Origin of the sequence: Tardiphaga sp. vice154, from assembly GCF_007018645.1 — a bacterium.
Classification (GTDB): Bacteria; Pseudomonadota; Alphaproteobacteria; order Rhizobiales; family Xanthobacteraceae; genus Tardiphaga.
This window is the reverse complement of record NZ_CP041399.1, coordinates 3199511-3220235: the sequence shown is the minus strand read 5'-3', so window position 1 is coordinate 3220235 and position 20725 is coordinate 3199511. Positions and strand designations below refer to the sequence as shown.

General features: G+C 63.4%; 31 protein-coding genes and 2 tRNA genes. 17 read left to right on the top strand and 16 right to left on the bottom strand.

Translation table 11 applies throughout. The annotated features are described in order from the left end of the window. Positions 1–2: 2 nt before the first annotated feature. Positions 3–1784 (bottom strand): extracellular solute-binding protein, encoded by a 1782-nt coding sequence (locus FIU28_RS15010; RefSeq protein ID WP_246660692.1) that lies wholly within the window; start codon positions 1782–1784, stop codon positions 3–5. A gap of 297 nt (positions 1785–2081) precedes the next feature. On the opposite strand from FIU28_RS15010, the gene FIU28_RS15005 reads away from it, so the two are divergent. Then, the gene (locus tag FIU28_RS15005; protein ID WP_143574037.1) at positions 2082–2876 is read left to right on the top strand and encodes an invasion associated locus B family protein; all 795 of its coding nucleotides are present in this window, start codon (positions 2082–2084) and stop codon (positions 2874–2876) included. A 154-nt stretch (positions 2877–3030) separates the two neighbouring features. Here FIU28_RS15005 and FIU28_RS15000 read toward each other — a convergent pair whose 3' ends face one another. Then, positions 3031–3606 (bottom strand): HdeD family acid-resistance protein, encoded by a 576-nt coding sequence (locus tag FIU28_RS15000; protein WP_143574036.1) that lies wholly within the window; start codon positions 3604–3606, stop codon positions 3031–3033. A gap of 80 nt (positions 3607–3686) precedes the next feature. Then, a complete protein-coding gene (locus tag FIU28_RS14995) occupies positions 3687–4691 on the bottom strand; it encodes a PrsW family glutamic-type intramembrane protease (protein WP_143574035.1) in 1005 nt (334 codons plus the stop codon). Between the two features lie 115 nt (positions 4692–4806). On the opposite strand from FIU28_RS14995, the gene FIU28_RS14990 reads away from it, so the two are divergent. Then, complete coding sequence (locus tag FIU28_RS14990; RefSeq protein WP_143574034.1) at positions 4807–5055, top strand: hypothetical protein; 249 nt, start codon at positions 4807–4809, stop codon at positions 5053–5055. A gap of 7 nt (positions 5056–5062) precedes the next feature. Here FIU28_RS14990 and FIU28_RS14985 read toward each other — a convergent pair whose 3' ends face one another. The 4 genes from FIU28_RS14985 to FIU28_RS14970 all read right to left on the bottom strand — a co-directional run bounded on the left by FIU28_RS14985 (position 5063) and on the right by FIU28_RS14970 (position 7334). After that, on the bottom strand, positions 5063–5335 hold the full coding sequence (locus tag FIU28_RS14985) for a hypothetical protein (protein ID WP_143574033.1): 273 nt from the start codon (positions 5333–5335) through the stop codon (positions 5063–5065). Between the two features lie 122 nt (positions 5336–5457). Further along, entirely contained in the window at positions 5458–5697 is a 240-nt protein-coding gene (locus tag FIU28_RS14980; RefSeq protein WP_143574032.1) for a hypothetical protein, read from the bottom strand. Between the two features lie 158 nt (positions 5698–5855). Beyond that, positions 5856–6392: a hypothetical protein gene (locus FIU28_RS14975; protein WP_246660691.1), complete on the bottom strand. Its 537-nt coding sequence runs from the start codon at positions 6390–6392 to the stop codon at positions 5856–5858. Positions 6393–7259: 867 nt separating this feature from the next. Further along, positions 7260–7334: transfer RNA gene (locus FIU28_RS14970), tRNA-Glu, on the bottom strand. Between the two features lie 288 nt (positions 7335–7622). Here FIU28_RS14970 and FIU28_RS14965 point away from each other — a divergent pair. Both FIU28_RS14965 and FIU28_RS26480 read left to right on the top strand, forming a co-directional pair. After that, positions 7623–7880: a PilZ domain-containing protein gene (locus FIU28_RS14965; protein WP_143574031.1), complete on the top strand. Its 258-nt coding sequence runs from the start codon at positions 7623–7625 to the stop codon at positions 7878–7880. A 10-nt stretch (positions 7881–7890) separates the two neighbouring features. Continuing rightward, a complete protein-coding gene (locus FIU28_RS26480) occupies positions 7891–8043 on the top strand; it encodes a hypothetical protein (RefSeq protein WP_168202813.1) in 153 nt (50 codons plus the stop codon). An 11-nt stretch (positions 8044–8054) separates the two neighbouring features. On the opposite strand, the gene FIU28_RS14960 is transcribed toward FIU28_RS26480, so the two are convergent. From FIU28_RS14960 to FIU28_RS26475, 3 genes are all read right to left on the bottom strand, one after another. After that, on the bottom strand, positions 8055–8708 hold the full coding sequence (locus FIU28_RS14960; protein WP_143574030.1) for a glutathione S-transferase family protein: 654 nt from the start codon (positions 8706–8708) through the stop codon (positions 8055–8057). A 290-nt stretch (positions 8709–8998) separates the two neighbouring features. Next, the gene (locus FIU28_RS14955; RefSeq protein ID WP_143574029.1) at positions 8999–9448 is read right to left on the bottom strand and encodes a VOC family protein; all 450 of its coding nucleotides are present in this window, start codon (positions 9446–9448) and stop codon (positions 8999–9001) included. A 136-nt stretch (positions 9449–9584) separates the two neighbouring features. Beyond that, positions 9585–9728 carry a hypothetical protein gene (locus FIU28_RS26475; protein ID WP_168202958.1) on the bottom strand — a complete coding sequence of 48 codons (144 nt, stop codon included), beginning with the start codon at positions 9726–9728 and terminating at the stop codon, positions 9585–9587. Between the two features lie 335 nt (positions 9729–10063). Here FIU28_RS26475 and FIU28_RS14950 point away from each other — a divergent pair, with 335 nt between their 5' ends. Beyond that, on the top strand, positions 10064–10249 hold the full coding sequence (locus FIU28_RS14950; protein WP_143574028.1) for a hypothetical protein: 186 nt from the start codon (positions 10064–10066) through the stop codon (positions 10247–10249). Between the two features lie 10 nt (positions 10250–10259). Here FIU28_RS14950 and FIU28_RS14945 read toward each other — a convergent pair whose 3' ends face one another. Together FIU28_RS14945 and FIU28_RS14940 are read right to left on the bottom strand one after the other, a co-directional pair. Continuing rightward, positions 10260–10523 (bottom strand): hypothetical protein, encoded by a 264-nt coding sequence (locus FIU28_RS14945; RefSeq protein ID WP_143574027.1) that lies wholly within the window; start codon positions 10521–10523, stop codon positions 10260–10262. A 206-nt stretch (positions 10524–10729) separates the two neighbouring features. Further along, positions 10730–10978 (bottom strand): hypothetical protein, encoded by a 249-nt coding sequence (locus FIU28_RS14940; protein WP_368039312.1) that lies wholly within the window; start codon positions 10976–10978, stop codon positions 10730–10732. Between the two features lie 235 nt (positions 10979–11213). Here FIU28_RS14940 and FIU28_RS14935 point away from each other — a divergent pair, with 235 nt between their 5' ends. Beyond that, complete coding sequence (locus tag FIU28_RS14935; protein WP_441351234.1) at positions 11214–11510, top strand: hypothetical protein; 297 nt, start codon at positions 11214–11216, stop codon at positions 11508–11510. A gap of 90 nt (positions 11511–11600) precedes the next feature. Here FIU28_RS14935 and FIU28_RS26470 read toward each other — a convergent pair whose 3' ends face one another. Together FIU28_RS26470 and FIU28_RS26465 are read right to left on the bottom strand one after the other, a co-directional pair. Then, the gene (locus tag FIU28_RS26470; RefSeq protein ID WP_168202812.1) at positions 11601–11774 is read right to left on the bottom strand and encodes a hypothetical protein; all 174 of its coding nucleotides are present in this window, start codon (positions 11772–11774) and stop codon (positions 11601–11603) included. Between the two features lie 263 nt (positions 11775–12037). Continuing rightward, on the bottom strand, positions 12038–12205 hold the full coding sequence (locus tag FIU28_RS26465) for a hypothetical protein (RefSeq protein ID WP_168202957.1): 168 nt from the start codon (positions 12203–12205) through the stop codon (positions 12038–12040). Between the two features lie 323 nt (positions 12206–12528). On the opposite strand from FIU28_RS26465, the gene FIU28_RS14930 reads away from it, so the two are divergent. From FIU28_RS14930 to FIU28_RS14920, 3 genes are all read left to right on the top strand, one after another. Then, the gene (locus FIU28_RS14930) at positions 12529–12735 is read left to right on the top strand and encodes a hypothetical protein (protein ID WP_143574026.1); all 207 of its coding nucleotides are present in this window, start codon (positions 12529–12531) and stop codon (positions 12733–12735) included. Between the two features lie 201 nt (positions 12736–12936). Continuing rightward, the gene (locus FIU28_RS14925) at positions 12937–13137 is read left to right on the top strand and encodes a hypothetical protein (protein WP_143574025.1); all 201 of its coding nucleotides are present in this window, start codon (positions 12937–12939) and stop codon (positions 13135–13137) included. An 88-nt stretch (positions 13138–13225) separates the two neighbouring features. Beyond that, positions 13226–13423 (top strand): DUF3606 domain-containing protein, encoded by a 198-nt coding sequence (locus FIU28_RS14920; RefSeq protein WP_143576205.1) that lies wholly within the window; start codon positions 13226–13228, stop codon positions 13421–13423. A 75-nt stretch (positions 13424–13498) separates the two neighbouring features. Here FIU28_RS14920 and FIU28_RS14915 read toward each other — a convergent pair whose 3' ends face one another. Continuing rightward, positions 13499–14059: a hypothetical protein gene (locus tag FIU28_RS14915; RefSeq protein WP_143574024.1), complete on the bottom strand. Its 561-nt coding sequence runs from the start codon at positions 14057–14059 to the stop codon at positions 13499–13501. Here FIU28_RS14915 and FIU28_RS14910 point away from each other — a divergent pair. From FIU28_RS14910 to FIU28_RS14875, 8 genes are all read left to right on the top strand, one after another. Continuing rightward, a complete protein-coding gene (locus tag FIU28_RS14910; protein ID WP_143574023.1) occupies positions 14058–14297 on the top strand; it encodes a hypothetical protein in 240 nt (79 codons plus the stop codon). The two genes, FIU28_RS14915 and FIU28_RS14910, sit on opposite strands and share 2 nt — an antisense overlap. 75 nt (positions 14298–14372) lie before the next feature. Continuing rightward, positions 14373–15134: an SIR2 family NAD-dependent protein deacylase gene (locus FIU28_RS14905; protein ID WP_143574022.1), complete on the top strand. Its 762-nt coding sequence runs from the start codon at positions 14373–14375 to the stop codon at positions 15132–15134. Positions 15135–15319: 185 nt separating this feature from the next. After that, a complete protein-coding gene (locus tag FIU28_RS14900; protein WP_143574021.1) occupies positions 15320–15985 on the top strand; it encodes a cold-shock protein in 666 nt (221 codons plus the stop codon). A 180-nt stretch (positions 15986–16165) separates the two neighbouring features. Next, positions 16166–16588, top strand: a complete 423-nt coding sequence (locus tag FIU28_RS14895) for a DUF192 domain-containing protein (RefSeq protein WP_246661005.1) — start codon at positions 16166–16168, stop codon at positions 16586–16588. A 57-nt stretch (positions 16589–16645) separates the two neighbouring features. Then, positions 16646–16722, top strand: a tRNA-Pro gene (locus tag FIU28_RS14890). A 131-nt stretch (positions 16723–16853) separates the two neighbouring features. Then, complete coding sequence (locus FIU28_RS14885; RefSeq protein WP_143574019.1) at positions 16854–17306, top strand: ferritin-like domain-containing protein; 453 nt, start codon at positions 16854–16856, stop codon at positions 17304–17306. Between the two features lie 75 nt (positions 17307–17381). Next, complete coding sequence (locus FIU28_RS14880) at positions 17382–18905, top strand: L,D-transpeptidase family protein (protein WP_246660690.1); 1524 nt, start codon at positions 17382–17384, stop codon at positions 18903–18905. Between the two features lie 164 nt (positions 18906–19069). Further along, positions 19070–19375 (top strand): hypothetical protein, encoded by a 306-nt coding sequence (locus FIU28_RS14875; protein ID WP_143574018.1) that lies wholly within the window; start codon positions 19070–19072, stop codon positions 19373–19375. A gap of 74 nt (positions 19376–19449) precedes the next feature. Here the strand turns inward: FIU28_RS14875 and FIU28_RS14870 are convergent, their stop codons facing one another. Then, positions 19450–20652, bottom strand: a complete 1203-nt coding sequence (locus FIU28_RS14870) for an OpgC domain-containing protein (protein ID WP_143574017.1) — start codon at positions 20650–20652, stop codon at positions 19450–19452. Positions 20653–20725 lie beyond the last annotated feature (73 nt).

Here is a 20725-nt window from a genome sequence, read left to right as displayed (position 1 = left end):
GGTTACTTCCGATCCGGAATTTGGGTCCACCAGCTCTCCGGGAGATAACCCGTTAGCGCCGATGCCTGTGGCCGTTCTATCCGATTCCATCGCGCAATCCATTGTTCGCGAACGTGGTACAGCGGTATGGCGTAGAATCCGGCGATCAACACGCGGTCGAGCGCGCGCACCGCATCGACGAACGGCGCGCGGTCGCGCGTCACCAGCATGGTCGCGATCAGGGCGTCGATCGCCGGGTCCTTCGCGCCCATGTAGTTGCGGGTGCCGGGCAGGGAGGCCGCCTCGCTGCCCCAGTAGAAGGATTGCTCGTTGCCGGGCGACAGCGACTGGTCCCAGCGGTTCTGGATCATGTCGAAGTCGTAGGAAAGCTTGCGCTGGTCGAACTGCACGGCGTCGATCGCGCGCACGTTCATCGCGATGCCGGCCCGCTTGAGGTCGCGGGCATAGGCCAGCGCGATGCGCTCCTGGTCGCGGCTGGTGACCAGGATCTCGAAGGCGAACGGCGCCCGGCTGTCGCGCTTGCGCAGCACGTTGTCGTCGAGGTCGAAGCCGGTCTCCGCCAGCAGCTCGAGCGCGCGGCGCAACGTTTCGCGGTCGCGACCGGAGCCATCCGAGACGGGCAGGCGATAGAGGCCGTCGAGAATGTCGGCCGGCATCTGCGCCGCATAGGGCTCCAGCAGAGCGCGCTCGCGCGCGTCGGCCGGGCGCGCATAGGCGGAGAGTTCAGAGCCCGGGAAGAAGCCGGCGGAGCGGGCATAGAGGCCGAAGAAATAGCTGCGGTTGATCCATTCGAAATCGAACAAAAGCGTCATCGCCTGCCGCACGCGGATGTCGGCAAAGATCGGGCGCCGGGTGTTGAACACCAGGAATTCGGATGGCTTCGGCAGGCCGGTGGTGATGGCATCGCGGATCACCTCGCCGGATTTCACGGCGGCGAAGTTGTAACCGTCGTGCCAGCGCAACGGTTCGTACTCGACGCGAAAGTCATAGAGCCCGCGCTTGAACGCCTCGAAATGCCCATTGGCCTCGCGAAAATAATCGAGCCGGATCTCGTCGAAATTCCATAAGCCCCGATTGACCGGCAGGTCGCGCCCCCAATAGTCCGGGTTGCGCGTCAGCGTCACCGTCGCTCCCGGTTTCACCGCGCTGACGCGGTAGGGCCCTGACCCCAGAGGCGGGGCCATCGAGGTTTCCTCGAACGTCTCGGCGTTGATGGCGTGCCTGGGCAGCACCGGCATCAGGCCGAGGATCAGCGGCAGCTCGCGGTCCCCCTGGCCGCCGAAGTCGAAGCGCACGGTGCGCGCATCCAGCACCTCGGCCTTCGCGACCTTGGCATAATATTGCCGGTGGTTGGGCCGGCCCTTGTCACGCAGCAAGGCCCAGGAGAAGACGACGTCGTCGGCCGTCAGCGGCCGGCCGTCCGAGAAGGTGGCGCGCGGGTCGAGTCGGAAGGTGACGAAGCTTCTCGCGTCGTCGGTCTCGACGCTCTGCGCGAGCAGGCCGTACAGCGTAAAGGCCTCGTTCTGGCCGCGCGTCATCAGACTCTCGACCACGAAGCCGCGCATCTGCGGCACGGCGAGGCCGCGGACGATGAAGGGGTTGAGGCTGTCGAAGGTGCCGTGCACGCCGTAGACCAGCCGGCCGCCCTTGGGGGCTGCGGGATTGACGTAGGGCATCGCGGTGAAGTTTGCGGGCAGAGCCGGTTCGCCGTGCATCGCGATGGCGTGGCGCGGTTCGGCGGCCAGTGGTGCGATGGTCCAGACCGCCAGCAGGGACCAAACCACAGCGAAGCCGGCCGCGCGCGGCCAGCGCCAAATCGCCTGAGCTTTGATCCGGTTTGATTCGCGACAGCTCACTTCCGAACTCTAGCATGGCTGCTATCAATCAGGCCCCGTCATGCAGCAAATGCGGTTGTCGCCATTGATCTTTTCGCCCGCCGCTGTATTGAAGGCGTGCAATTGACGAGGACGGCGCGGCCGGTCACGTATCTGCCTTAATTGGCAACGAGACACCCGCCAACGGGTCAGATGAAGCCCCGCCTCCGGGATTCGGGCGCCACCGTTCAGAAAGGGTTTTCCGCAATGAATTTCCGTGTCTTGGCTGCGTCGGTGTTGCCGCGCCGGCGGGTTTTCGCCATGCTGGCGGCGACCGCGCTGACGGCGACCGTGCCGGCCCCCGACGCTTTCGCCCAGGCGCCCGCGCCCGGCGCGCCGCCTGCCACGGCTCCCAAGGCGGCCCCGAAAGTGGCCCCGAAAGCCGCCCCCAAGGGCGCACCGGCCCCCGCCGCCCAGGCGCCCGCCGCGCCCGCGACCCCCGAGCAACAGGTGCAGTTGATCTATGCGCCCTGGACCAAGTTCTGCCTCAAGGGCCAGGACGCCAATGCCAAGCAGGTCTGCTTTACCGGCAAGGACGGCCGCATCGAATCCGGCCAGCCGGTGATTGCCGCGGTCATCATCGAACCTGAAGGCGAGCCGAAGAAGATCCTGCGCGTGACGCTGCCGCTCGGCATGCAACTCGTGCACGGCACCCGCGTCATCATCGACGCCAACGCGCCGGCGCAGAGCCCGTACGTGATCTGTTTCGCCAATGGCTGCATGTCGGACTACGAAGTCACCCCGGAATTGCTGGCCAATCTGAAGAAGGGCCAGAACCTGATCGTGCAGGCGATCAATTCGAACGGCGCGCCGCTGACGCTGCCGCTGCCGCTGGCGGAATTCGCCAAGGCCTATGACGGTCCGCCGACCGATCCGAAGGTGTTCGAGGAAACCCAGAAGAAGCTGCAGGAAGAATTGCAGAAGCGCGCGGCCGAAGCCCGCGCCAAGCTGGAAGCGACCCCGCCCGCCGGCGCCGCGCCGGCCAATCCGGCCGCCAAGTAAGCGATCGCGACATAGAATGCGAAAAGGCGCCCGGTCGGGCGCCTTTTTTCTGGCGTAGCCCGGATGAAGTCAGCGCGCCGCAGGCGTGGTGACGAAATCCGGGAAAGCAGATGTTGGGAAACGCCGGCCCCGGATTGTCATCCGGGCTACGATCTCACGCCTTGTTGCGGGCGGCCAGCGCCAGGCCGATCAGCGAGGAGCCGCCGATCACCATGTTGATGCCGACCAGCAGGCCGATCGCCCATTCCGCGGAGCCCGGCAGGCCGGAGATGATGAAGAAGGCGATTAAGAGATCCATTGCGCCGGAGAACGCCATCCAGCTCCAGCGATCGGACAGCTTCTGGCGGTGCTGCAGCGCATACATGATGGTGGTGACACCTTCGGCGATGAAGTAGGCGCCGACCACCAGCGTCAGCGTCAAAAGGCCCTGCACCGGCTTGGCCAGCAGGATCATGCCGGCGCCGATGCCGAGCACTGCGGAAGCCAGCGACCACCAGAAACCCGGCGACGAGCGCGCCCAGAACGTCATGGCCAGGCCCGCCGCGCCGGAGATCAGGAACATCCAGCCCAGTATGACGGTGATGGCGATGCCGGCGATCGGCGGCACCAGGATTGCGGCGAGGCCGAGAATGACCAGCACGATGCCCTCGATGAGGAACGCCTTCCAGTGCGCGCGCACCGCGCCGCTCATCTTCGATTGCAGGGCGTCGAGATCGGGGGGGAGTGTCATGGAAAAATTCCTGATGGCGTCCACGATGTGCCGGACAAGCGGATAATATACCGTGCCGCAGCGACGTATTAAAGATTACTTCACGGCGCGGATCGAAAGATGCGCAGCCGATCGCGGCCGAGCACATAGGCGGCGCTCGCCAGCAGCAGCAGGACGAGGCCTAAGCCGATCGAGGCCAGCCCGAGCGGCACCAGCAGCATCGTCACGCTGCGGTCGGGCTCGCTGAGCCAGTGCCGCAGCGACGACAGCAGGAACGAAGTGCCGGCGAAGCCCGCAATGCCGCCGGCGATCAGCAGCGCCCAGGTCACCCGCAGCGGGTGCCGTGACGCATCGCCTTGCGTCGCATGGTGGTTACCGATCCGGCGCAGCAGACGTGCCGCCAGGGCGATGGTGCCGAAGCCGACGATCATGCCGGCGCCCTCCAGTGCCCGACGGGTCAGGCCGACAAATTCCGGATTCTGCTGCAGCACCAATAGCGGCAGGTCGAAGGCGGCGTGCAGCGTCCATGGCGCCAGCACGATCAGTGCGCTGCTGCGAAAATAAGCCAGGCGATCGCGGCGGCGCGCGCCGAGCGCGTGCCCGGCACGGGCGATCCCGATATAGGCGCCGGCAATGATACCGAGCGCGCCGTGGAACGGCACCGTCAGCACGCTGCGCAGCACCGCCAGCGAACGCCACATCTCGGGATATTGCAGGAGGTAGACGAGGTTCTCGTAGGCTGCGAAGCCGAGGCCTGCGGCGGCGCCGTAGACCACGGCGTCCATTGGGTCGGCGGCGCGGCGCTGCCGGCTGGCGACCAGCAGGATCACGGCGATCTTGACGGTCTCCTCGGGGGCCGCGATCCCGAATACGGCGTGCAGCAGCAGGGCCAGCGCGGGATCGTCGGTCATGCCGCTGATGCCGGCGAACAGGGCCCGGGCGTAGCCCAGGATCGAGATACTGGCCGCGCCGAGCCCGAAGGCGGCCCATACCAGCGCCGGCGATCGCGGCCGCTCGTCGGCGGCAATCACCAGCCATAGCGCCAGCAGCGCTGGCGCCACGGCGGCAAAGCCGATGACGGTGGGAAGCGATTCGAGCAGGTACATGCGCGAACAAGTATAGTCGGCATTGAAGGATGCGACACCGCACCTAGCTCGAAGGGCAGGGAACCATTTGCCGTCCGGCCGATTGGGCTTCGAACCTCTAATGCGAGAGACAGCCATGACGAACGACGCCACGACCCCTCCCTACATCTACGAAGGCGTCGATCCCGTGCCCGAGCCGAAATCGACCCTCGCCGAAGTGTCCGACACCGTGAAGGAGACCGTGCACCGGATCGGCGACGCCATCGAAACCGGCAAGAAGCCGGGCATGCCGCTGAGCATCCTTGCCAATATCGCCCGCGAAGCACCGCTTGGCTCGCTGCTGGTTGCGTTCCTGCTCGGCGTGGCCGTGGCGCGCCGCCGCTGACGGCGCGTTACGGCTCTGTGCTCGCCGCCAGGATCGACGACCGACCGGTGGTCGGAATCTGAAACACCGACTTGCAGCCGGCACTGAGCGATGCCCGCTTTTGCACCATGCAGGCGGTGATGCGGTCGATCGAGGGAATTTCCGAACTGCAAAGCCGCATGGCGTCGCCGGTGCATAGACGTTGCTGCTCTGCGCTGTAGGCGTGGCTGAATGTCGTCATCGCGCCCAGCAGGAGGGCGCTCGCAAGAGCCAGTTTGGCGGTGGAAGCGAAATCGCTCATGACGGTCCCTCCCGATCGACGAGGCGCCGGCCTCGCCGCCGACGAGGCATCCCGCCGGCTTCAGGAATTGGTCGCGCCGCCCGGAAACCGCGTTCGATGCAAGAGAGATTTTTTGCGGGAGACTATGTTGCTGGAGGTGTCGCTTTGGATATCTTCTTGTTGAGGTGGCCGGTCTCGTAGTCGCGACGGAGCTGGCTCAGCGAGGTCTCGTTCAGCTTTGGCAGCACCTCGTCCAGCGTCGCCGTATCGAGCAGGCCGGCGGCGAAAAACTTGCCGTAGATCTTGCGCAACGTGGCCAGCGTCGTGGCGCCGTGCTTCTGGCTGATCTGGGCATCGTGGTTTTCGAGTGTCGCGTGTTTCATGTGTCGCTCCCTTTGGGAGGGATGACCGGCATCTGAACGATGCGGGCAGCATCCGACACGGCAGCGTAGGCTTCTGGCCCGCGCGGACAAGCGGAATTTGACGAAGGACGAAGGATCAAAGCGCGCAGTCGTCGTGCTCGACGATCGCGGCGGTCGATCTAACTACGCGTGTTGCGCTTGCGTTGTGCGGTTGCTTTCTGGCGGCCCTTGGCAACCGGTCCGCGAGCTCTGGCGCGCGGCCGTTCGCGGGCCTCAGGCTGGCTTGCTTCCGGCGGGATCGCCGCAAAGGATTGCCTCAGATTATCCAGCGTGCTGGTGAGCATACCGACCTGTTCGTTCAATTTGCGAGTCTCGGATTGCTGCGCCGTCAGCAATCTCGTCATGACCTGCAACTGGTCCTGTACCAGCTGTAACTGGTCGATCGATTGCTGCTGGGTTTCCTCGAGGCCCTTGGTCTTTTCGACCAATTGTTCGGATGCCTGGGCGACGCGGGCCTGGTTGACGCGAGCGGTGACGACGCGGTCCTGCTCGGGTGCCCCCGCATAGCCGCGCCAGATCGCCACGCTCGCAACGCCCGCCACCAGCAATACCAGCACGGCGGCGGTGATGGCGATGGGTTGTGTGCCGATTCGCCACGCGCCGCTTCGGTATTCAGGAGCGCGGCCGGCAGGTTGTCTGGATGTGACATCGATCATTGGAGGTGAAGTCCAAATGTGAACGATAGTTCCGAACGCCGCTCGGCATTATATCGCCGGATGGACGAAAGACAACGGTTGCGTTCCGGCGGCCGTCACCGCGGAGGTCGCATTGCCACGCGTAGCCGGCTGCCAATTCAGGCGACAGAGCCGCGCCGGGGCAGGGCGGATCAAGACACGAGACAACAGTGGCAGGGAAAATGATTCTTCTTAGCGGAGGTATGCTTTCTATATCAATCAACGACGTGATTAGCGGGTTGGGGAAATCTCACTGCATTGTATTTCAATACTTTTCAGCGCGGTCCCCCCCCCAACAACGCCCTGATGCCCAATACGGATCAGGCGGTGGGGCCTCAGGCCGGTGCACCAAATCTGGCGGGAGACGTTGGCTTGTCTTTCTCACTAGATAAAATCGATTTGGCGGCTTATTAAACGGCAATGCAAACATGTTGTCCGAGATGTAAAACGATAGCCCGCTCCAGTAACGGGAATGATTGGGAAATTCTGAATCCGGCCTGTCCGGAACTATCGGGCACCCAATGGTCAGATCAGCCGGAGTTCTGTCCGATCCTGTCGCAGGTGGTGGAGCACGAAGTGGTGCTGCCAGGTATCGCTCACCGAGAGATCGTTGCAGCTGAAATTGATCGGCTAAGGGTTGTGAAAGTCGGCCGATAAACGCCGCCCAGCCTTTGAGCGCAGCGGTTTTCCTGAGCGCTATTCCCCCTGTCAAAGCTGCCGCGAGCTGTCAAAGCTGCCGCGAGGTCGCATCGATCTGGAAAAGAACCGAAACAAGCCGTCACCAACCCCGTCGTTCAAGTTTGGGTAACTGTTGGAAAGCCTATTGAAAACACCACCATGAAAGTTTGGTGGTGCTCCCTAGCGGAATCGAACCGCTCTCTCCACCGTGAAAGGGTGGCGTCCTAACCGATAGACGAAGGGAGCAAAGGGTGACCGTCCGGCAATCCGAGAGAATCGCCAAGGCCGCCATTCGCGAGGTTATCACGAATAATACCGCAACATCAAAGCCTGGAAGCCAGTCTGCCTGCGGGCCGTGGCCGAACCGGGTGGAGGGGTTTGGCAACAGCGGCCGAACGTATAGTGGCGTTTGTGCGGGGGAGCAAGCGGTCTGCGACGGTGATTTTACTCCGCCGCAGCATGGCTGACATTTTTTCGCTGCATCGCGGTGGTTCTGCTAAAAGCGGATCGGCTTTGGCGCCGCGGAGAGGCAAGATGGCGGTCACGAAGAAGCGGGATGTGCGGCGCTCGGTGCAGCAGGAGGGCTGGATCACGCTGGATGGCGGATTCGCGGCTCGCCAGTGCAAGGTGCTGGATCTTTCCGCGACAGGCGCCAAGATCGTGCTCGAAGACCCGTCCGCGATAACCAGCTCGAAGTTGCGACTGGCGTTTGCCCGTGATGCGCGCACCGGGCGTGACTGCGAAGTGGTATGGCGCCGCGGCAAGACGCTCGGCGTCCGCTTCGTCGTCTAGGTCACGCCGCGTGAACCCCGACATTCTCATTCCGGTCTTGATGGGCTGCGCGCTGTTGTGGTGGATCGGCCGCGGTATCGGCTGGACGGCCAAACTCGCCGTCGCCGCCGTCACGCTGGCCGTGATAGCCGCGGTCCTGCTGTTCGAACGCGGCCTGCCGTAGCGGAAGCAGCGTCATGACATCGGTGGCGCGACGAATTCCTGAAAGCCGGGGCGGGCGGAAATCAGCGCAAACCAGCGATCGAGATGCGGCAGTGCCGGCCGCGTGACCCCCTCGACGCCGAACCAGCGCCGCGCATAGGTCCCGATCGCGACGTCGGCGAGGCTGAGGCCTGCGCCTTCGATAAAGTCGCCGGTGGCCAACTGACGATCGACGATCCGCCACTGCACGGCGGCGGCGTCGGCCGCCTGCTGCATCGCGCCGAGGTCGCGTTCGGCGGGCGGCGTTCGCACCAGTCCCCAGAACAGCGGTCGCTCGATCGGCTGCAGTGTCGACAGGGTCCAGTCCAGCCAACGCTCGATGCGCGCGCGGGTCCTGGGCTGGGTCGGATAAAGAGCGGCGGGGCTGGTGTCGGGATGGGTCAGCACGATGTAGCGCATGATCGCGTTAGATTCCCACAGCACGAAATCGCCATCGACCAGGGTGGGAATGCGTCCGTTCGGGTTCATCGCCAGATAGTCGGAATCCGTGGTGCGGCCATATTGCATGCCGGCGTCGGTCCGCGTGAAGCCGGCGTCGCATTCGCGGCAGCACCACAGCACTTTCTGCACGTTGACCGAGTTGGCGCGGCCCCAGATCTGCAACGCAGGGGATAGAGCGGTTGGCATGACAGTCCTCGCAACAGCATGATTGAACGGGTGGTGCCATCCATCGTCGCTGTTCGCAAGCCGTCGTGCCATCCCCCCAAAAGAATCAGGCCCCGCGCGAGCGGGGCCTGATGATCGACGGCGTCAGCAAGGAATCAGCGACCGAAGAACAGCCACAACAGAATAATCACCGGAATCGGCACACCGATCAGCCACAATAAAAGTCCGCGTCCCATCGTCGTCTCCATGATTGAGTTCTCATCATGAACGCGACAGCTCGCTTCGGGTTCCCGTGGGTGATAGAGGTTTTCCTACCAGTGGCCGGTGTTGGCCATCGACATCCAGGGTTCCTGCGGCGGCCGCGCCTTGCCCTTTTGCAGCAGTTCGATCGAATGCAGATCGGGCGAGCGGATGAAGGCCATCTCGCCGTCGCGCGGCGGGCGGTTGATGGTGATGCCGAGCTTCATCAGCCGCTCGCAGGTCGCGTAGATATCATCGACCTCATAGGCGAGGTGACCGAAGAAGCGGTCCTCGCCGTATTTCTCCTCGTCCCAGTTCCAGGTCAGTTCGACCAGCGGCGCGCCGCGGCCCTCGGCCCTGGCCAGCAGCGCCTCATCGTCTGCGGCGCACAGAAACAGCAGCGTGAATCTGGCCTTGTCGTTGTCGATGCGTCGGACTTCCTTGAGACCGAGCGCCTCGGCATAGAATTTCAGCGCCACGTCGAGATTACGGACGCGAAGCATGGTGTGCAGATAGCGCATGTGAAGGCTCCGGATGGTTCGGGGTTGTCAGCGCTGCATAGCAGATCGCGACGGGCAGGGGCAGGTGGTGCACCGGGGAGCGGTGTTGCAAGTCCGTCGCAGGCCGCACGATGCTGGCGCGACCGCACTTGCGAACTCAGATGAAGAACAGTCCGATCGCCACCACCACCATCGCGCAGATGCCGAACTGAATGAAAGCCTGAATCCGGCGCTCGCCTCGGGCGAACTGGGCGTGCGATTTGCCCGTCATGAATTCGTGCAGCAGGTGGCGGTCGGACATGGATGGCTCCGTTTCTGGCTGCATAGAATCTGCGTCGCGAGTCGCCGTCAACCGAAACCGGCTGTGGACAACGGGGACGGTTCAGAAAACGAAATGGCTGTGCCACAGGGTACCGCCTTGAAACCGCAGCGATCGCGTCGCGACTCGTCCGGGCCGCCTTCAACCACATGGCGAACCGCAGCGCGCGCCGGTGCCGTGTCGCCGGTCGGATGTCATCGAACGCCAACATGTTAGCGCAATTGCGCAGGCCCGATAACCTTTAAAACTTAGGTTAAAGCACGAGTCCGATTGCTCGCCCGCACGCAAGCGGTAGGCTTCGTCGGGCGAGGTGCATCATGTCCAGTTCGTTTCATAATGCCGACAAGCAGACCCATCGCCGCGTGATGATTGTTGGAGGCCTGTTCTGCGCAGCTTTCGTGCTGTTCAGCTTCTTCGCTCGCCCGCAGCCGGACAACACCTACGTGTTGCAGAAGGCAGACCGGATCGTGCGGACGGCCGGATCGCCGTCGCCGGCCCGTTGAAACCGACGCATCATACGTCGGAATAATTCCGCGGCAGCACATGCACGTCGCTGATCGGCAGTTTCATCACGCCGGCCACCGCCTGCGCGACCTGTTTCGGATAGGCTATACTGATCGCGATGGCCGCGTCGGCACTGGGCACATAGACGTGGACGACGTCTTCAAAGATCACCCCGCACTCGAAGCCGAGAAACAGCGCGTCATATGCCTCGGCCCCCAACAGCATGTTGAGCTTGGCCTGGATCGCCAGTTGTTCGTTGAAGGCAGGGAGCATGGTCTGATCAAAATCATGGGCGATGAAAAAGCTACGCGCAGGCGACGTCGGAGTTTCGCGTGACGTCCCGGCAAACCGCCGGCTCAAAAATGTTCGAGAATAATATGCTACATATATCCGGATCTCGGGTCGAGAGCAATGCGATGCCTGCCGTCTCGCACGAAGATTTGCCGCGACAGTGCACGGCTGCGCATTGCCCGCTTTGTTCAGTTGCGACTTGCTACCAGACGCAGCCGGGGCTTGATCGACTGCTCCAGGTCGTCCGCCAGGCTGAGCACGCGAGGATCCTTTGAAGTGGCGGCGCAGACCGAAAACTGGCGCACCGAGCGTGCGAGTGCGGCGCGTTCATCTCTGCTGCGGGTCACATCCGGATGCGACAGTCGCTTTACCATTTCGCCGAGCTGGACAAGCAATTCGTCGATGATGCCGTCGATCTTCTGGATGTGCTTAATCACGCTAAACTCCACTTGGCGGTGCGTCGCTCGGACGACGCGGAGGGCTTAAAGCATTGCCGGGAAAATGGTCGTTTACGTGCCTCGTTCCCTCATCGAGTCGCTCATGGCTAATGCATTGTTAACGCGAGTACAGCGAACGCCTTGCGAACATGGAACCCCATCTGAAATTTGACGGCCGCGGAAACCATCAAATTTCGTTCGCGTTATCGGCAGGGGTACGAAATAGGAGATCGCGATGTTCCTGAAAAAGACAGTCTTGATGATGGCGACCGTGGCGACGCTGGGCGCCACCGTGATGGCCGCGCCCGCAGAAGCCCGCGGTCGCGGGTGGGGGCCGGGGCCGGCCATCGGGTTTGGCATCGCCGCTGGCGCGCTGGCTGCCGGGGCGTATGGCGCCTATGGCCCGTACGGCTACGGCTACCGTCCATATTACGCCCCCCGTCGCTACTACCGTCCGGCCTATTATGGCTACGCCCCCCGGCCGTATGCCTATTACGGTCCGCGCTATCATCGGCCCTACGGCTATTGGTAAAACCATTCGCAAACGCCCGGGGCATCGCCCCGGGCGTTTTTCGATGCGCACACGTCACGCCCGCGTCTCAACCCGCCATTGCAGGCAAACTCACTCAGGATCGCGAGGGGTGGCGAATTCGTTCCAGTCGGTGGCTCGAACTTTCTCAATCGTGACGTCGTAGTAATCGTCGCGCTCGCGCTGGAACTTGGCCTGGGTCTCACGGAACATCGCGATGCGCTGCTCGATCGCCGCGCGATCGGCCGAAATCCTGTCTTCGTCCATCTCAAATTCCCGAACTGATTCACATCGCTCTAGATTGAAGCCGAATGCGGCGCCAATCTGCCGAGACGATGGCGGGCGGTGGACAATGCGGAGGCGATCCGCTCACGCCCGATCAAAGGCGCAAGCTCCGGGTTCGGAAGCGCAGTGAACGCTGGTCTGGTCGGTAGCAGGCCCAACAAAAACCCGCCCCACGATCGTGGAGCGGGTTCTATCTCACCCGGAAGGCGAATGTCCGATTAGCGAGGGCCGTTGTCGAACGCGTCTCAGCCGGCAGCGACCAGTTCGAGAGCCTGGTCGAAGTCCCGCATGCGCTCGGTGATCCAATTTTCGTCGGGAGATGACAGCATCAGCATCTCCCGTTCTGCTCGGCGGCAAAATTCCGGATCCGGGTCGATGCTCTTCCACAGTTCGATGCGCGCCTGCAAATCCATTTCGCTCTCCTTTGTGCGCCGTAACTATGCCCCGCCAAAGCAGGAGGTCCGATGAAGACCGAATGACATTTCATCACCGATGTTCTTACTTTGTTCTAGTCAATATCCGGACGTCTGTCCATCTCAAGCCGCGCGTTTTCCCGCCACATTGAAGTCGATCCGACGTCTTATCTTCGCTGACGAAAGCGCCGGGCCGGGGCGTGGCGAATGGCGCACAGCCTGGCGAATTCGATGGGCGATTGCGCACAGCGTTTGAATCTCGCCGTGCCGATCGGTTATAGACGGGCGATCGGGGCGGGCCCCATTGGGTGCAGGGGGACGGCATGGACAAGCAGGCGATGCGCGCGGAAGCCGAGCGGCTGATCCGCGAGACGATGGAGCGCAAGAAGCTGGTCGTGAAGCAGGGTGACACCCGCATCATGGCGGTGTGCGGCAAGTGCGGCGCGCCGAACAAGGTGACAGCGCCCAAGGGCGTCGCCCGCGTCGATTATGTCTGCAAGGAATGCGGACACAAGCAGCACACGCTCTGAAAACGAGAAAGGACGACGCTCACGCGCAACTTTGCTTTGGCAATTGCGCGCCGATCGGCCATCATTCTCGCAAGCTGGCGCATGGCGTCATGCAGAAAATCCGGGAGCGAAACCTTAACGAGTGGGCAGTTATAAGATGCTGCCGGGTGTTGGGGATTGGTGATGCGTACGTGGCTGTTGGGTGTTGCGGGATGTTGGCTCGTGGCGACGCCGTCGCTGGGGCAGACTATTCGGAGTTCGGAACCGTTTTTGCTGGCGCCCTATGAGGTCGCGCTGGTCCAGGATGGTTCATGTTCGATCGGCCAGGTCCTTAAGGTGACCGGCGCGATCCGCGGCCTTCGCCGCAAGAAAATCTGCATCCCGATCGGCGCCATCCAGGCGTCCATCGACGCCGACCGTTAGACGGCATTCGAAGCATTCGGCCAATTCGCCTTTAAGCATTGAGCGACCGCGGGCTTGGCGGGCGGCGCAGCGTTGTTATCCTGCCGTGATGATCCTGCTGGTGCCCGTATCCACTGTCTTGGCGTCCATGCGTGGCGTGCAGCCGGCGCAGGTGATCGATTCCGCCGATGCCTCGCAGCGCGATTACTGGGCGTACCGGCTCAGCGTGTCATCGCAGGATTTGAGCGCAGCCATTGAAGAAGTCGGCCCGTCGGTCGCAGCGGTGCGCCGGCATCTCGGCAAATAGCGCAAAAGCGAAAGCCCCGCCGGGGGAGGACGGGGCTTTCTGAAGTTAGAGCATTGGGGGAAGACTGCTCCGGCCTTACAACCGGCCGCTGCCAGGTTCGTTCCCGAGGCCGCGGCGAATTTTTGCCTGCATGGTTTCGTAATAGGCTTCGCGCTCCGCGTTCATCCGGGCCTGGCGGGCGCGGAACGCCGCCACCCGTTGCTGGATGTCGGTCCGCTCGGAAGCTGGCGGCCGTCGGACCGCCGGCGGCGCTGCGGTTGCAATCGGCACCGGCGTCGAACCAGCGTCCGTTGCCGGCGCCACGGTCAACTTCTCCGCCGGCGCTGCGGCTGCGGCGATCGGCTTAACCCTGTCCCGTAGCAGTCTTTCGATATCCCCCGAGGTCGGAACCTGCGGATGCGCTGCGGCGACCTGCTGCACGAATGCCTGGGTCTGCGCCATCAACCGGTCACGTTCTTCCATCCACGATGGCATGCTGCTCACCTCAAGCCCTGGCTGCATTTCAGCGAATCGACATCCGGACGTCAATCCAAAACCCCCGGCGTGGATAATTGCAGCTGCACCTGCCTCGGCTTTGCCTTGGGGCTTGCGGCGCAGGCGGCTTGCCGTTAGCCCAAGACAAAGGGAGAACATCATGGCCAAAATCGATCTGGATCAGTTGAGCATCGAAGAGCTCGCGACGTTGCGTGATCAGGCCAGCGACAAGCTGGCGGAGAAGGTGGCGGCCCGGCAGGCCGAGCTGGAAGCCGAGCTCGAAAAGCTGGCGCAATACGGCAAGTCGGTGAAGAAGTCGCAGGCCACGCCGGTGGCGAAGCCGAAGAAGGACGATGGCGGCAAGGACGAGCCGTCCAGGGGCGTTCCGGACGCGGCCTGACGCCCGATACGCGGCCGGTGACACCCGCCGGCGGCGCTGCGCGTTAACACCGTCCAACAGCCAACGGATTTCCCGATGATAGCAGCGGACCTGCGCAGCGGCGTCGAACGGCTTGGCGACATGATCGCGCAGGCATCGACCATCGTGCCGTTCACGGGGGCGGGAATCTCCACCGAAAGCGGCATTCCCGACTTTCGCTCGCCCGGCGGGCTGTGGACCAGCAACCGGCCGATCCCGTTCGATGAATTCGTCGCCAGCCAGGACGCCCGCGACGAAGCGTGGCGGCGTCGCTTTGCGATGGAAGCCACCTTCGCCGCAGCCACGCCGACGCGCGGGCACCGCGCGCTGGCGGCGCTGTACAAGGCCGGCAAGATCCCCGGCCTCATCACCCAGAACATCGACAATCTGCACCAGGCCTCTGGTATCAAACCCGCCGACGTCATCGAACTGCACGGCAACACGACCTATGCCGGCTGCATCGGCTGCACGAAGCGTTACGAACTGGCATGGGTGAAGAGCGAATTCGATGCCAGCGGGCATGCGCCAGACTGCACGCGGTGCGGCGAGCCGGTGAAGACCGCGACGATTTCGTTCGGCCAGCAGATGCCGGAAGATGAAATGCAGCGCGCGGCCGACTTGTCGGAACGCTGCGACCTGTTTCTGGCGATCGGATCCTCGCTGGTGGTCTGGCCGGCGGCAGGATTTCCGCTATTGGCGAAGCGCTTTGGCGCCAGGGTGGTCATCATCAACAACGAGCCGACCGATCAGGACGAGCACGCCGATCTCGTGCTCCGCTTCGACATCGGTGAAACGCTGGGACCGTTCGTAGGTAATTGAATCGCGCTGATTCGTCATCGTGCAAGGTTGTTCATAGCCGCGTTCGTTTTTTGTCTTTGCCGGGCAACCGACAGTGTTATCTTCGGCTGCGAGATTCGCGACGCGTCATCATGAATTGTCATCGATGGGCACGCGGGGGCGCTGTCATATCAGACAGCCCGCACATCATTGTGGGATCCGGGGTCATGGGGTCGGACGGATTTGAGTCCAAAGGGTCGGAGGGCATGATACCGGGTTTTACCGGTTCATCCAGGACGTCGCCGACAGAATTTAACGCGACTGATGACCGTCATGCGCTGGACCCGTTTGTGGGCCTGGGCGACGGTGCGGCGGCGGATCTGGTCGAGATCAGCGGCGTGATCAAATGGTTCGATGCCTCCAAGGGATACGGCTTCATCATCCCGGACAATGGCGCTGCCGACGTGCTGCTGCATGTCACGGTGCTCCGCCGCGACGGCTACCAGACCGCCTATGAAGGCGCGCGACTGGTGGTCGAATGCGTGCAGCGGGCGAAGGGCTATCAGGCCTTCCGCATCGTCTCGATGGACGAGTCGACCGCGATCCATCCGGCGCAGATGCTGCCGGCGCGCACCCATGTCAGCGTGACACCGACCAGCGGGCTGGAGCGGGCGCAGGTGAAATGGTTCAACCGGCTGCGCGGTTTCGGCTTCCTGTCGTGCGGTGAGGGCACCCCGGACATCTTCGTCCACATGGAGACGCTGCGCCGTTTCGGCATGACCGAGTTGCGTCCCGGCCAATATGTGCTGGTGCGCTTCGGGCCCGGTTCCAAGGGCATGATGGCGGCCGAAATCCAGCCGGAAACCGGCGCGCCCGGCCTGTCCTCGCACTGATCCTTTATTCGTGATGGCTTGCGCCGCTATCACGCGGCTGTGCGTATCGGTGGCTGGTATTTGTCACCGCCGTCAGGCTAGGGTCGCGCGCCCGGCGCCTGGTCCGGGTTTGCCTGGATAGCGTTCATGAGCCTGCTGCGTTCTTCCCGCCTTCGCGCCCCGCTATTGGCTGCCGCTGCCATGCTGGCCTGGCTCTTCGCCGCCGGCCTCTCGCAGGCCGCCGAGATCCAGCCGCTGGAGATCGTCACCAAGGCCGGCGTGAAGACGTTCACGGTCGAGATGGCCAAGACCGAGAAGGAACGCGAGACCGGGCTGATGTACCGCACGGAACTGGCCGACGGCCGCGGCATGCTGTTCGATTTCAGCCCGGAGCAGCAGGTCTCGATGTGGATGAAGAATACCATCCTGTCGCTCGACATGATCTTCATCGGCGCCAACGGACGCATCCTGCGCATCGCAGAGAATACCGAACCGCAATCGCTGAAGATCATCTCCTCCGGCGGCCCCGCCAAGGGCGTGCTGGAAGTGGTCGCCGGCACCGCCAGGAAGTACGGCATCGCCCCCGGCGATCAGGTTGTGCATCCCCTGTTCGGCAAAAAATGAGGGCAGGGCAGACGCGCCTTGCTGGTCCGCCCTTAAGCGTGTATCGACACCGAACGTCGGGGTATAGCGCAGCCTGGTAGCGCGGCAGTTTTGGGTACTGCAGGTCCAAGGTTCGAATCCTTGTGCCCCGACCATGCTTCCGGCGGCCACGCCGTTGCGCTATAGGCGGCATCGCTGGCCGCGACGTGTTCTCCCATGGCTTTTTGTGATCTCCGCCGGAACCCGTTTCTTTTGTCGCGGTTACTGCCGTCAAAGGAGACCCGCTATGGCCCACACCCTTTCCAACGACCAGATCGATCAACTGAAATCGCTGCACACCGCGTCCATCGACGCGCGAAACGGATATCAGGAGGCTCTTGAGGACGCCGAGGGCCGGGGGCTCACGACGCTGTTCCGTGACATGATCGCCGTTCACAATCGTCATGCCGATGAACTGGGAGCCGCGCTGACGGACGCCGGCGAGAAACCCGATGAGGGCGGTTCGTTCATGAGCACGGTGCACCGCACGATCATGTCGGTGCGCTCGCTGTTCGACGGTCTGGACGAGAGTGTGCTGCCCGGCCTGATCGACGGCGAGGAGCGCAATGTCGGCAAGTACGAGGATGCCAAGAAGCTTGGCTTTCCAGCGTCACTGTCAGGCCATCTGGCGAAGCAGCGCGCCGAGCTGGTCGACAAGATTGCTGCGATGAAGGCCTGGAAGGTTCAGGCGGGGGTCTGACCGATCCGCAGTAGTTAACGATTGGTTGTGAATGTCGATCTACCGTCCCGCGTTGACTGACATGCGGGATGGATCATGAAGCGGACCCTGGTTTTGATGAGCGCCTTGCTGGCCCCGGGCGGCATCGAGGCCGCACCCGGCCAGGTTACCTCGGGCGGCCCCTTGGCGCCGCTGGCCGCCAGCGCACCTGCCGAACAGCCGTCGGCTCCGAGCGCCGCGCCTGCTACCAAGGCTGCGACGGTGCCGTCTGCCAAGCCTGCAGCAACTTCCAAACCCGCCGCAGTGAAGCCGTCTGGTACTACGGCGGCCATCCAGGCCGTGGTGAACGCGCCGGTTCAGCCCGCGGTCGCGCCGCTCGAACAACCGCCCGCGGCGCCCTCGGCTGCGGCCCCCGCAACAACACCGGCCAAGCCTGCCGACAAGGCGGCATCGAACGCCCCGGTCGCCACGCCGGAAAGCCGCTCGGCGGCCTTGCTCGCGCAATCCTCCGAGCCCACCTTCGATGCCGGATCCGCGCAGCGGATCGGCGAGGCGATCGACGCCTATTCCACGATCGCCAAACTCGGCGGCTGGCCGCAGATTCCGGCCGAGGCGAAATTCGCGCTGGGCAGCGCCGGCGCGCATGACGAGATGCTGCGGCTGCGTCTGGTGATGACCGGCGATCTGGCGCCGTCGGAAGCCAAGGGACCCTACAACGCCGGACTGGCTGCCGGCGTGAAGCGTTTCCAGGCGCGACACGGCCTCGCCACCACCGGGACGATCGGCCCGCGGACGCTGACCGCGCTCAACGTGCCGGTCGAGAAGCGGATCCAGCAGCTCGAGGCCTCGTTGCAACGCATCGCCGCGATCGGCTTCCGCTTCGGCCAGCGCTACGTCGTCGTCAATCTGCCCGCGGCCTTTGCCGAGGCGGTCGAGAATGACAAGGTGGTGCGACGCTACCGCGTCATCCTCGGCAAGGCCGACAAGCCGTCGCCGACGGTCACCGCCGAGATCAACAACGTCAATTTGAACCCGACCTGGACCGTGCCGGCCTCGATCACCAAGAACGAGATCGCCGCGCATATGCGCAAGGATCCGACCTATCTCAGCCGGTTGCACATGCAGGTGCTGGACTTCAAGGAGAACGTGCTCGATCCCGCCAGCATCGACTGGGCGGCGGAGAAGCTGCCGAACATCTTCGTGCGCCAGGAGCCCGGCTCCTGGAACGCGCTCGGGCAGTTGAAGATCGACATGCCGAACGCCTATGCGGTCTACATGCACGATACCAACCAGAAGAATTTGTTCAGCGAGGACGTCCGGTTCGAATCGCACGGCTGCGTGCGCGTCGACAATGTCCGCGATCTCGCGGCCTGGCTGCTGCAGGAGACGCCGAACTGGGAGCGCCCGCAGATCGACGCGGCGATCGCCACGGGCGTGAAGCAGAGCGTCAAGCTAGAAAAGAAGGTTCCGGTCGCCTGGATCTATCTCACCGCTTGGATGACGCGCGACCAGATCGTGCAATTCCGCGGTGACGTCTACGACCAGGATGCCCAGCTCGTCGAAGCGACGGCGGAAGAGAAGGCGTTCTTCGACCAGGCGGCAAAGAGCCGGACGAACTGAGGGGCGAGTGCCGCAGAGTCTTTCGTCGTATCTGGCAAGTTGACCCGATCTCCCCATGGTTCGGCCATGAAGTCCGCTCACGACGGTGCTGCTGCGCGACGCAGCCGCTCGTACGCAACCATTCGGTCGACCGCGCGTTCAAGATGCCCAACGAGGAGTTTGAAATGAAGTTGAAATTGATGATCGCCGGTTTGGTTGCGCTCGGCGGCGTGGCGGTTTCCACCGGTTCTGCATCCGCCATGCCAAACGGCCTGGCCTTGCAGGGCGGCGCGAGCCAGTCCGGTCAGGTCGAGCAGGTTCGCCTGGTTTGCGATGAATACGGTCGCTGCTTCCGTCGCCCGAACTACGGCTACGGTCCGCGCTACGGCTATGGCCGTCCGGGTCCGCGCTACGGCTTTGGCGGCGGCTACGGCGGTCCGCGTCGTGGCGGCTGGGATCGCGGCTACGGCTACGGCGGCGGTCGCTGGTAAGCGCACCTGAGTTTCAGACGGCGGGGAGGGCGGTTGCCCTCCCTTTTTCTTGAGCAGGTCGCTGCGAGCGATGCTCAGCCTTGCTTTGGATCGGTTGTCGCCGACGCGCTGGTCGCCGACGTCGTGGTCGCTGGCGCCACGGCAGCGGCCGGCTTCGGCAGCGGCTTGTCCTGCTTCTTGGACCACGAGATGTAATAGGCCACCAGCGTCATCAGCGCGAGGCCGGCGGCGCTGACGAAGATCTGCGAGGCCAGCGAGCCCGAGCTCATCATCAGCAGGAAGTGGCCGACGAAGGACAGGAACACGCCGACGCAGAATACGGCGAGCGACTGCTGGCCGCATTTGATCAGCGGCTGGAACACGCGCCATTCCAGCCCGCGCCATTCCTTGGGCACGAAGCGCGTCACGAAGAACGCGATGATGACGAAGTGCAGCACGCGGTACGGTGCGAGATTGGTCTTGTCGTTCGGGTTGAAGGCATCGAACAGCCAGTCCGGCATCATGTGGCCGTAGTCCGGAAACCGGCCGGCCATCGTCATCACCAGCGAAAACAGCAGATAGGCGACGCCGAAATACAGCAGCACCTTCGACTTGATTACCGAGCGCGATTCGACGGCGCCGCCGAGCGCGAACCAGGCGCCGAACACGAACAGCAACTGCCAGGTATAGGGGTTGAAATACCACTCGCCGGACGGATAGGCGGACAGGTTCCAGCCGAACTGCCGCGCGGCAAAGTACAGCGCCAGCGACCCCAGCATGGTGAGGTCCGGCTTGCGCAGCATCAGCCACAGCACTGGGGGAAAGAAGCCCATCAATATGACGTAGAGCGGCAGCACGTCCAGATTGAGCGGCTTGAACTTGAGCAGCAGGCCCTGGCTGAGGGTCTGGATCGGATTGTCGACGAGGCCGGCGACGTTGAATTCGTTGATGATGTCGGGGTCATTGTAGCGCTGCGCGACATAGCCGATGGCGGCGATATAGATCACGAACAGGATGACGTGGGCGACGTAAAGCTGCCAGACCCGCTTGAACAGCCGGGTCGCGCCGACGATGAAGCCGCGCTCCAGCATCATCTTGGCGTAGACGAAGGAGGCGGTGTAGCCGGAAATGAACACGAACAGATCGGCCGCGTCCGAAAAGCCGTAATTCCGGGTGGTGACCCAGTTGACGACGTTGTCCGGGATGTGGTCGAGGAAAATCGCCCAGTTGGCGATGCCGCGGAACAGGTCCAGCCGGAGGTCGCGGCCCTTCGGGGGGAGTGTGGCGTTTATTTCCATGAGGGCCGTTCGTGCTGATCGGGACCGGGCAATATCGGGCAATACAGCGAACTAAGCAGCTTCTTGCCCCGAT

What these genes read in the sequence shown, in the direction of transcription:
- FIU28_RS15005 (WP_143574037.1), top strand. Translation starts at nt 2,082, where the DNA reads ATGAATTTCCGTGTCTTGGCTGCGTCGGTGTTGCCGCGCCGGCGGGTT.
- FIU28_RS15000 (WP_143574036.1), bottom strand. Translation starts at nt 3,606, where the DNA reads ATGACACTCCCCCCCGATCTCGACGCCCTGCAATCGAAGATGAGCGGC.
- FIU28_RS14995 (WP_143574035.1), bottom strand. Translation starts at nt 4,691, where the DNA reads ATGTACCTGCTCGAATCGCTTCCCACCGTCATCGGCTTTGCCGCCGTG.
- FIU28_RS14990 (WP_143574034.1), top strand. Translation starts at nt 4,807, where the DNA reads ATGACGAACGACGCCACGACCCCTCCCTACATCTACGAAGGCGTCGAT.
- FIU28_RS14985 (WP_143574033.1), bottom strand. Translation starts at nt 5,335, where the DNA reads ATGAGCGATTTCGCTTCCACCGCCAAACTGGCTCTTGCGAGCGCCCTC.
- FIU28_RS14980 (WP_143574032.1), bottom strand. Translation starts at nt 5,697, where the DNA reads ATGAAACACGCGACACTCGAAAACCACGATGCCCAGATCAGCCAGAAG.
- FIU28_RS14975 (WP_246660691.1), bottom strand. Translation starts at nt 6,392, where the DNA reads ATGATCGATGTCACATCCAGACAACCTGCCGGCCGCGCTCCTGAATAC.
- FIU28_RS14965 (WP_143574031.1), top strand. Translation starts at nt 7,623, where the DNA reads ATGGCGGTCACGAAGAAGCGGGATGTGCGGCGCTCGGTGCAGCAGGAG.
- FIU28_RS14960 (WP_143574030.1), bottom strand. Translation starts at nt 8,708, where the DNA reads ATGCCAACCGCTCTATCCCCTGCGTTGCAGATCTGGGGCCGCGCCAAC.
- FIU28_RS14955 (WP_143574029.1), bottom strand. Translation starts at nt 9,448, where the DNA reads ATGCGCTATCTGCACACCATGCTTCGCGTCCGTAATCTCGACGTGGCG.
- FIU28_RS26475 (WP_168202958.1), bottom strand. Translation starts at nt 9,728, where the DNA reads ATGTCCGACCGCCACCTGCTGCACGAATTCATGACGGGCAAATCGCAC.
- FIU28_RS14950 (WP_143574028.1), top strand. Translation starts at nt 10,064, where the DNA reads ATGTCCAGTTCGTTTCATAATGCCGACAAGCAGACCCATCGCCGCGTG.
- FIU28_RS14945 (WP_143574027.1), bottom strand. Translation starts at nt 10,523, where the DNA reads ATGCTCCCTGCCTTCAACGAACAACTGGCGATCCAGGCCAAGCTCAAC.
- FIU28_RS14935 (WP_441351234.1), top strand. Translation starts at nt 11,214, where the DNA reads ATGTTCCTGAAAAAGACAGTCTTGATGATGGCGACCGTGGCGACGCTG.
- FIU28_RS26470 (WP_168202812.1), bottom strand. Translation starts at nt 11,774, where the DNA reads ATGGACGAAGACAGGATTTCGGCCGATCGCGCGGCGATCGAGCAGCGC.
- FIU28_RS26465 (WP_168202957.1), bottom strand. Translation starts at nt 12,205, where the DNA reads ATGGATTTGCAGGCGCGCATCGAACTGTGGAAGAGCATCGACCCGGAT.
- FIU28_RS14930 (WP_143574026.1), top strand. Translation starts at nt 12,529, where the DNA reads ATGGACAAGCAGGCGATGCGCGCGGAAGCCGAGCGGCTGATCCGCGAG.
- FIU28_RS14920 (WP_143576205.1), top strand. Translation starts at nt 13,226, where the DNA reads ATGATCCTGCTGGTGCCCGTATCCACTGTCTTGGCGTCCATGCGTGGC.
- FIU28_RS14910 (WP_143574023.1), top strand. Translation starts at nt 14,058, where the DNA reads ATGGCCAAAATCGATCTGGATCAGTTGAGCATCGAAGAGCTCGCGACG.
- FIU28_RS14915 (WP_143574024.1), bottom strand. Translation starts at nt 14,059, where the DNA reads ATGATGTTCTCCCTTTGTCTTGGGCTAACGGCAAGCCGCCTGCGCCGC.
- FIU28_RS14905 (WP_143574022.1), top strand. Translation starts at nt 14,373, where the DNA reads ATGATAGCAGCGGACCTGCGCAGCGGCGTCGAACGGCTTGGCGACATG.
- FIU28_RS14900 (WP_143574021.1), top strand. Translation starts at nt 15,320, where the DNA reads ATGGGGTCGGACGGATTTGAGTCCAAAGGGTCGGAGGGCATGATACCG.
- FIU28_RS14895 (WP_246661005.1), top strand. Translation starts at nt 16,166, where the DNA reads ATGCTGGCCTGGCTCTTCGCCGCCGGCCTCTCGCAGGCCGCCGAGATC.
- FIU28_RS14885 (WP_143574019.1), top strand. Translation starts at nt 16,854, where the DNA reads ATGGCCCACACCCTTTCCAACGACCAGATCGATCAACTGAAATCGCTG.
- FIU28_RS14880 (WP_246660690.1), top strand. Translation starts at nt 17,382, where the DNA reads ATGAAGCGGACCCTGGTTTTGATGAGCGCCTTGCTGGCCCCGGGCGGC.
- FIU28_RS14875 (WP_143574018.1), top strand. Translation starts at nt 19,070, where the DNA reads ATGAAGTTGAAATTGATGATCGCCGGTTTGGTTGCGCTCGGCGGCGTG.
- FIU28_RS14870 (WP_143574017.1), bottom strand. Translation starts at nt 20,652, where the DNA reads ATGGAAATAAACGCCACACTCCCCCCGAAGGGCCGCGACCTCCGGCTG.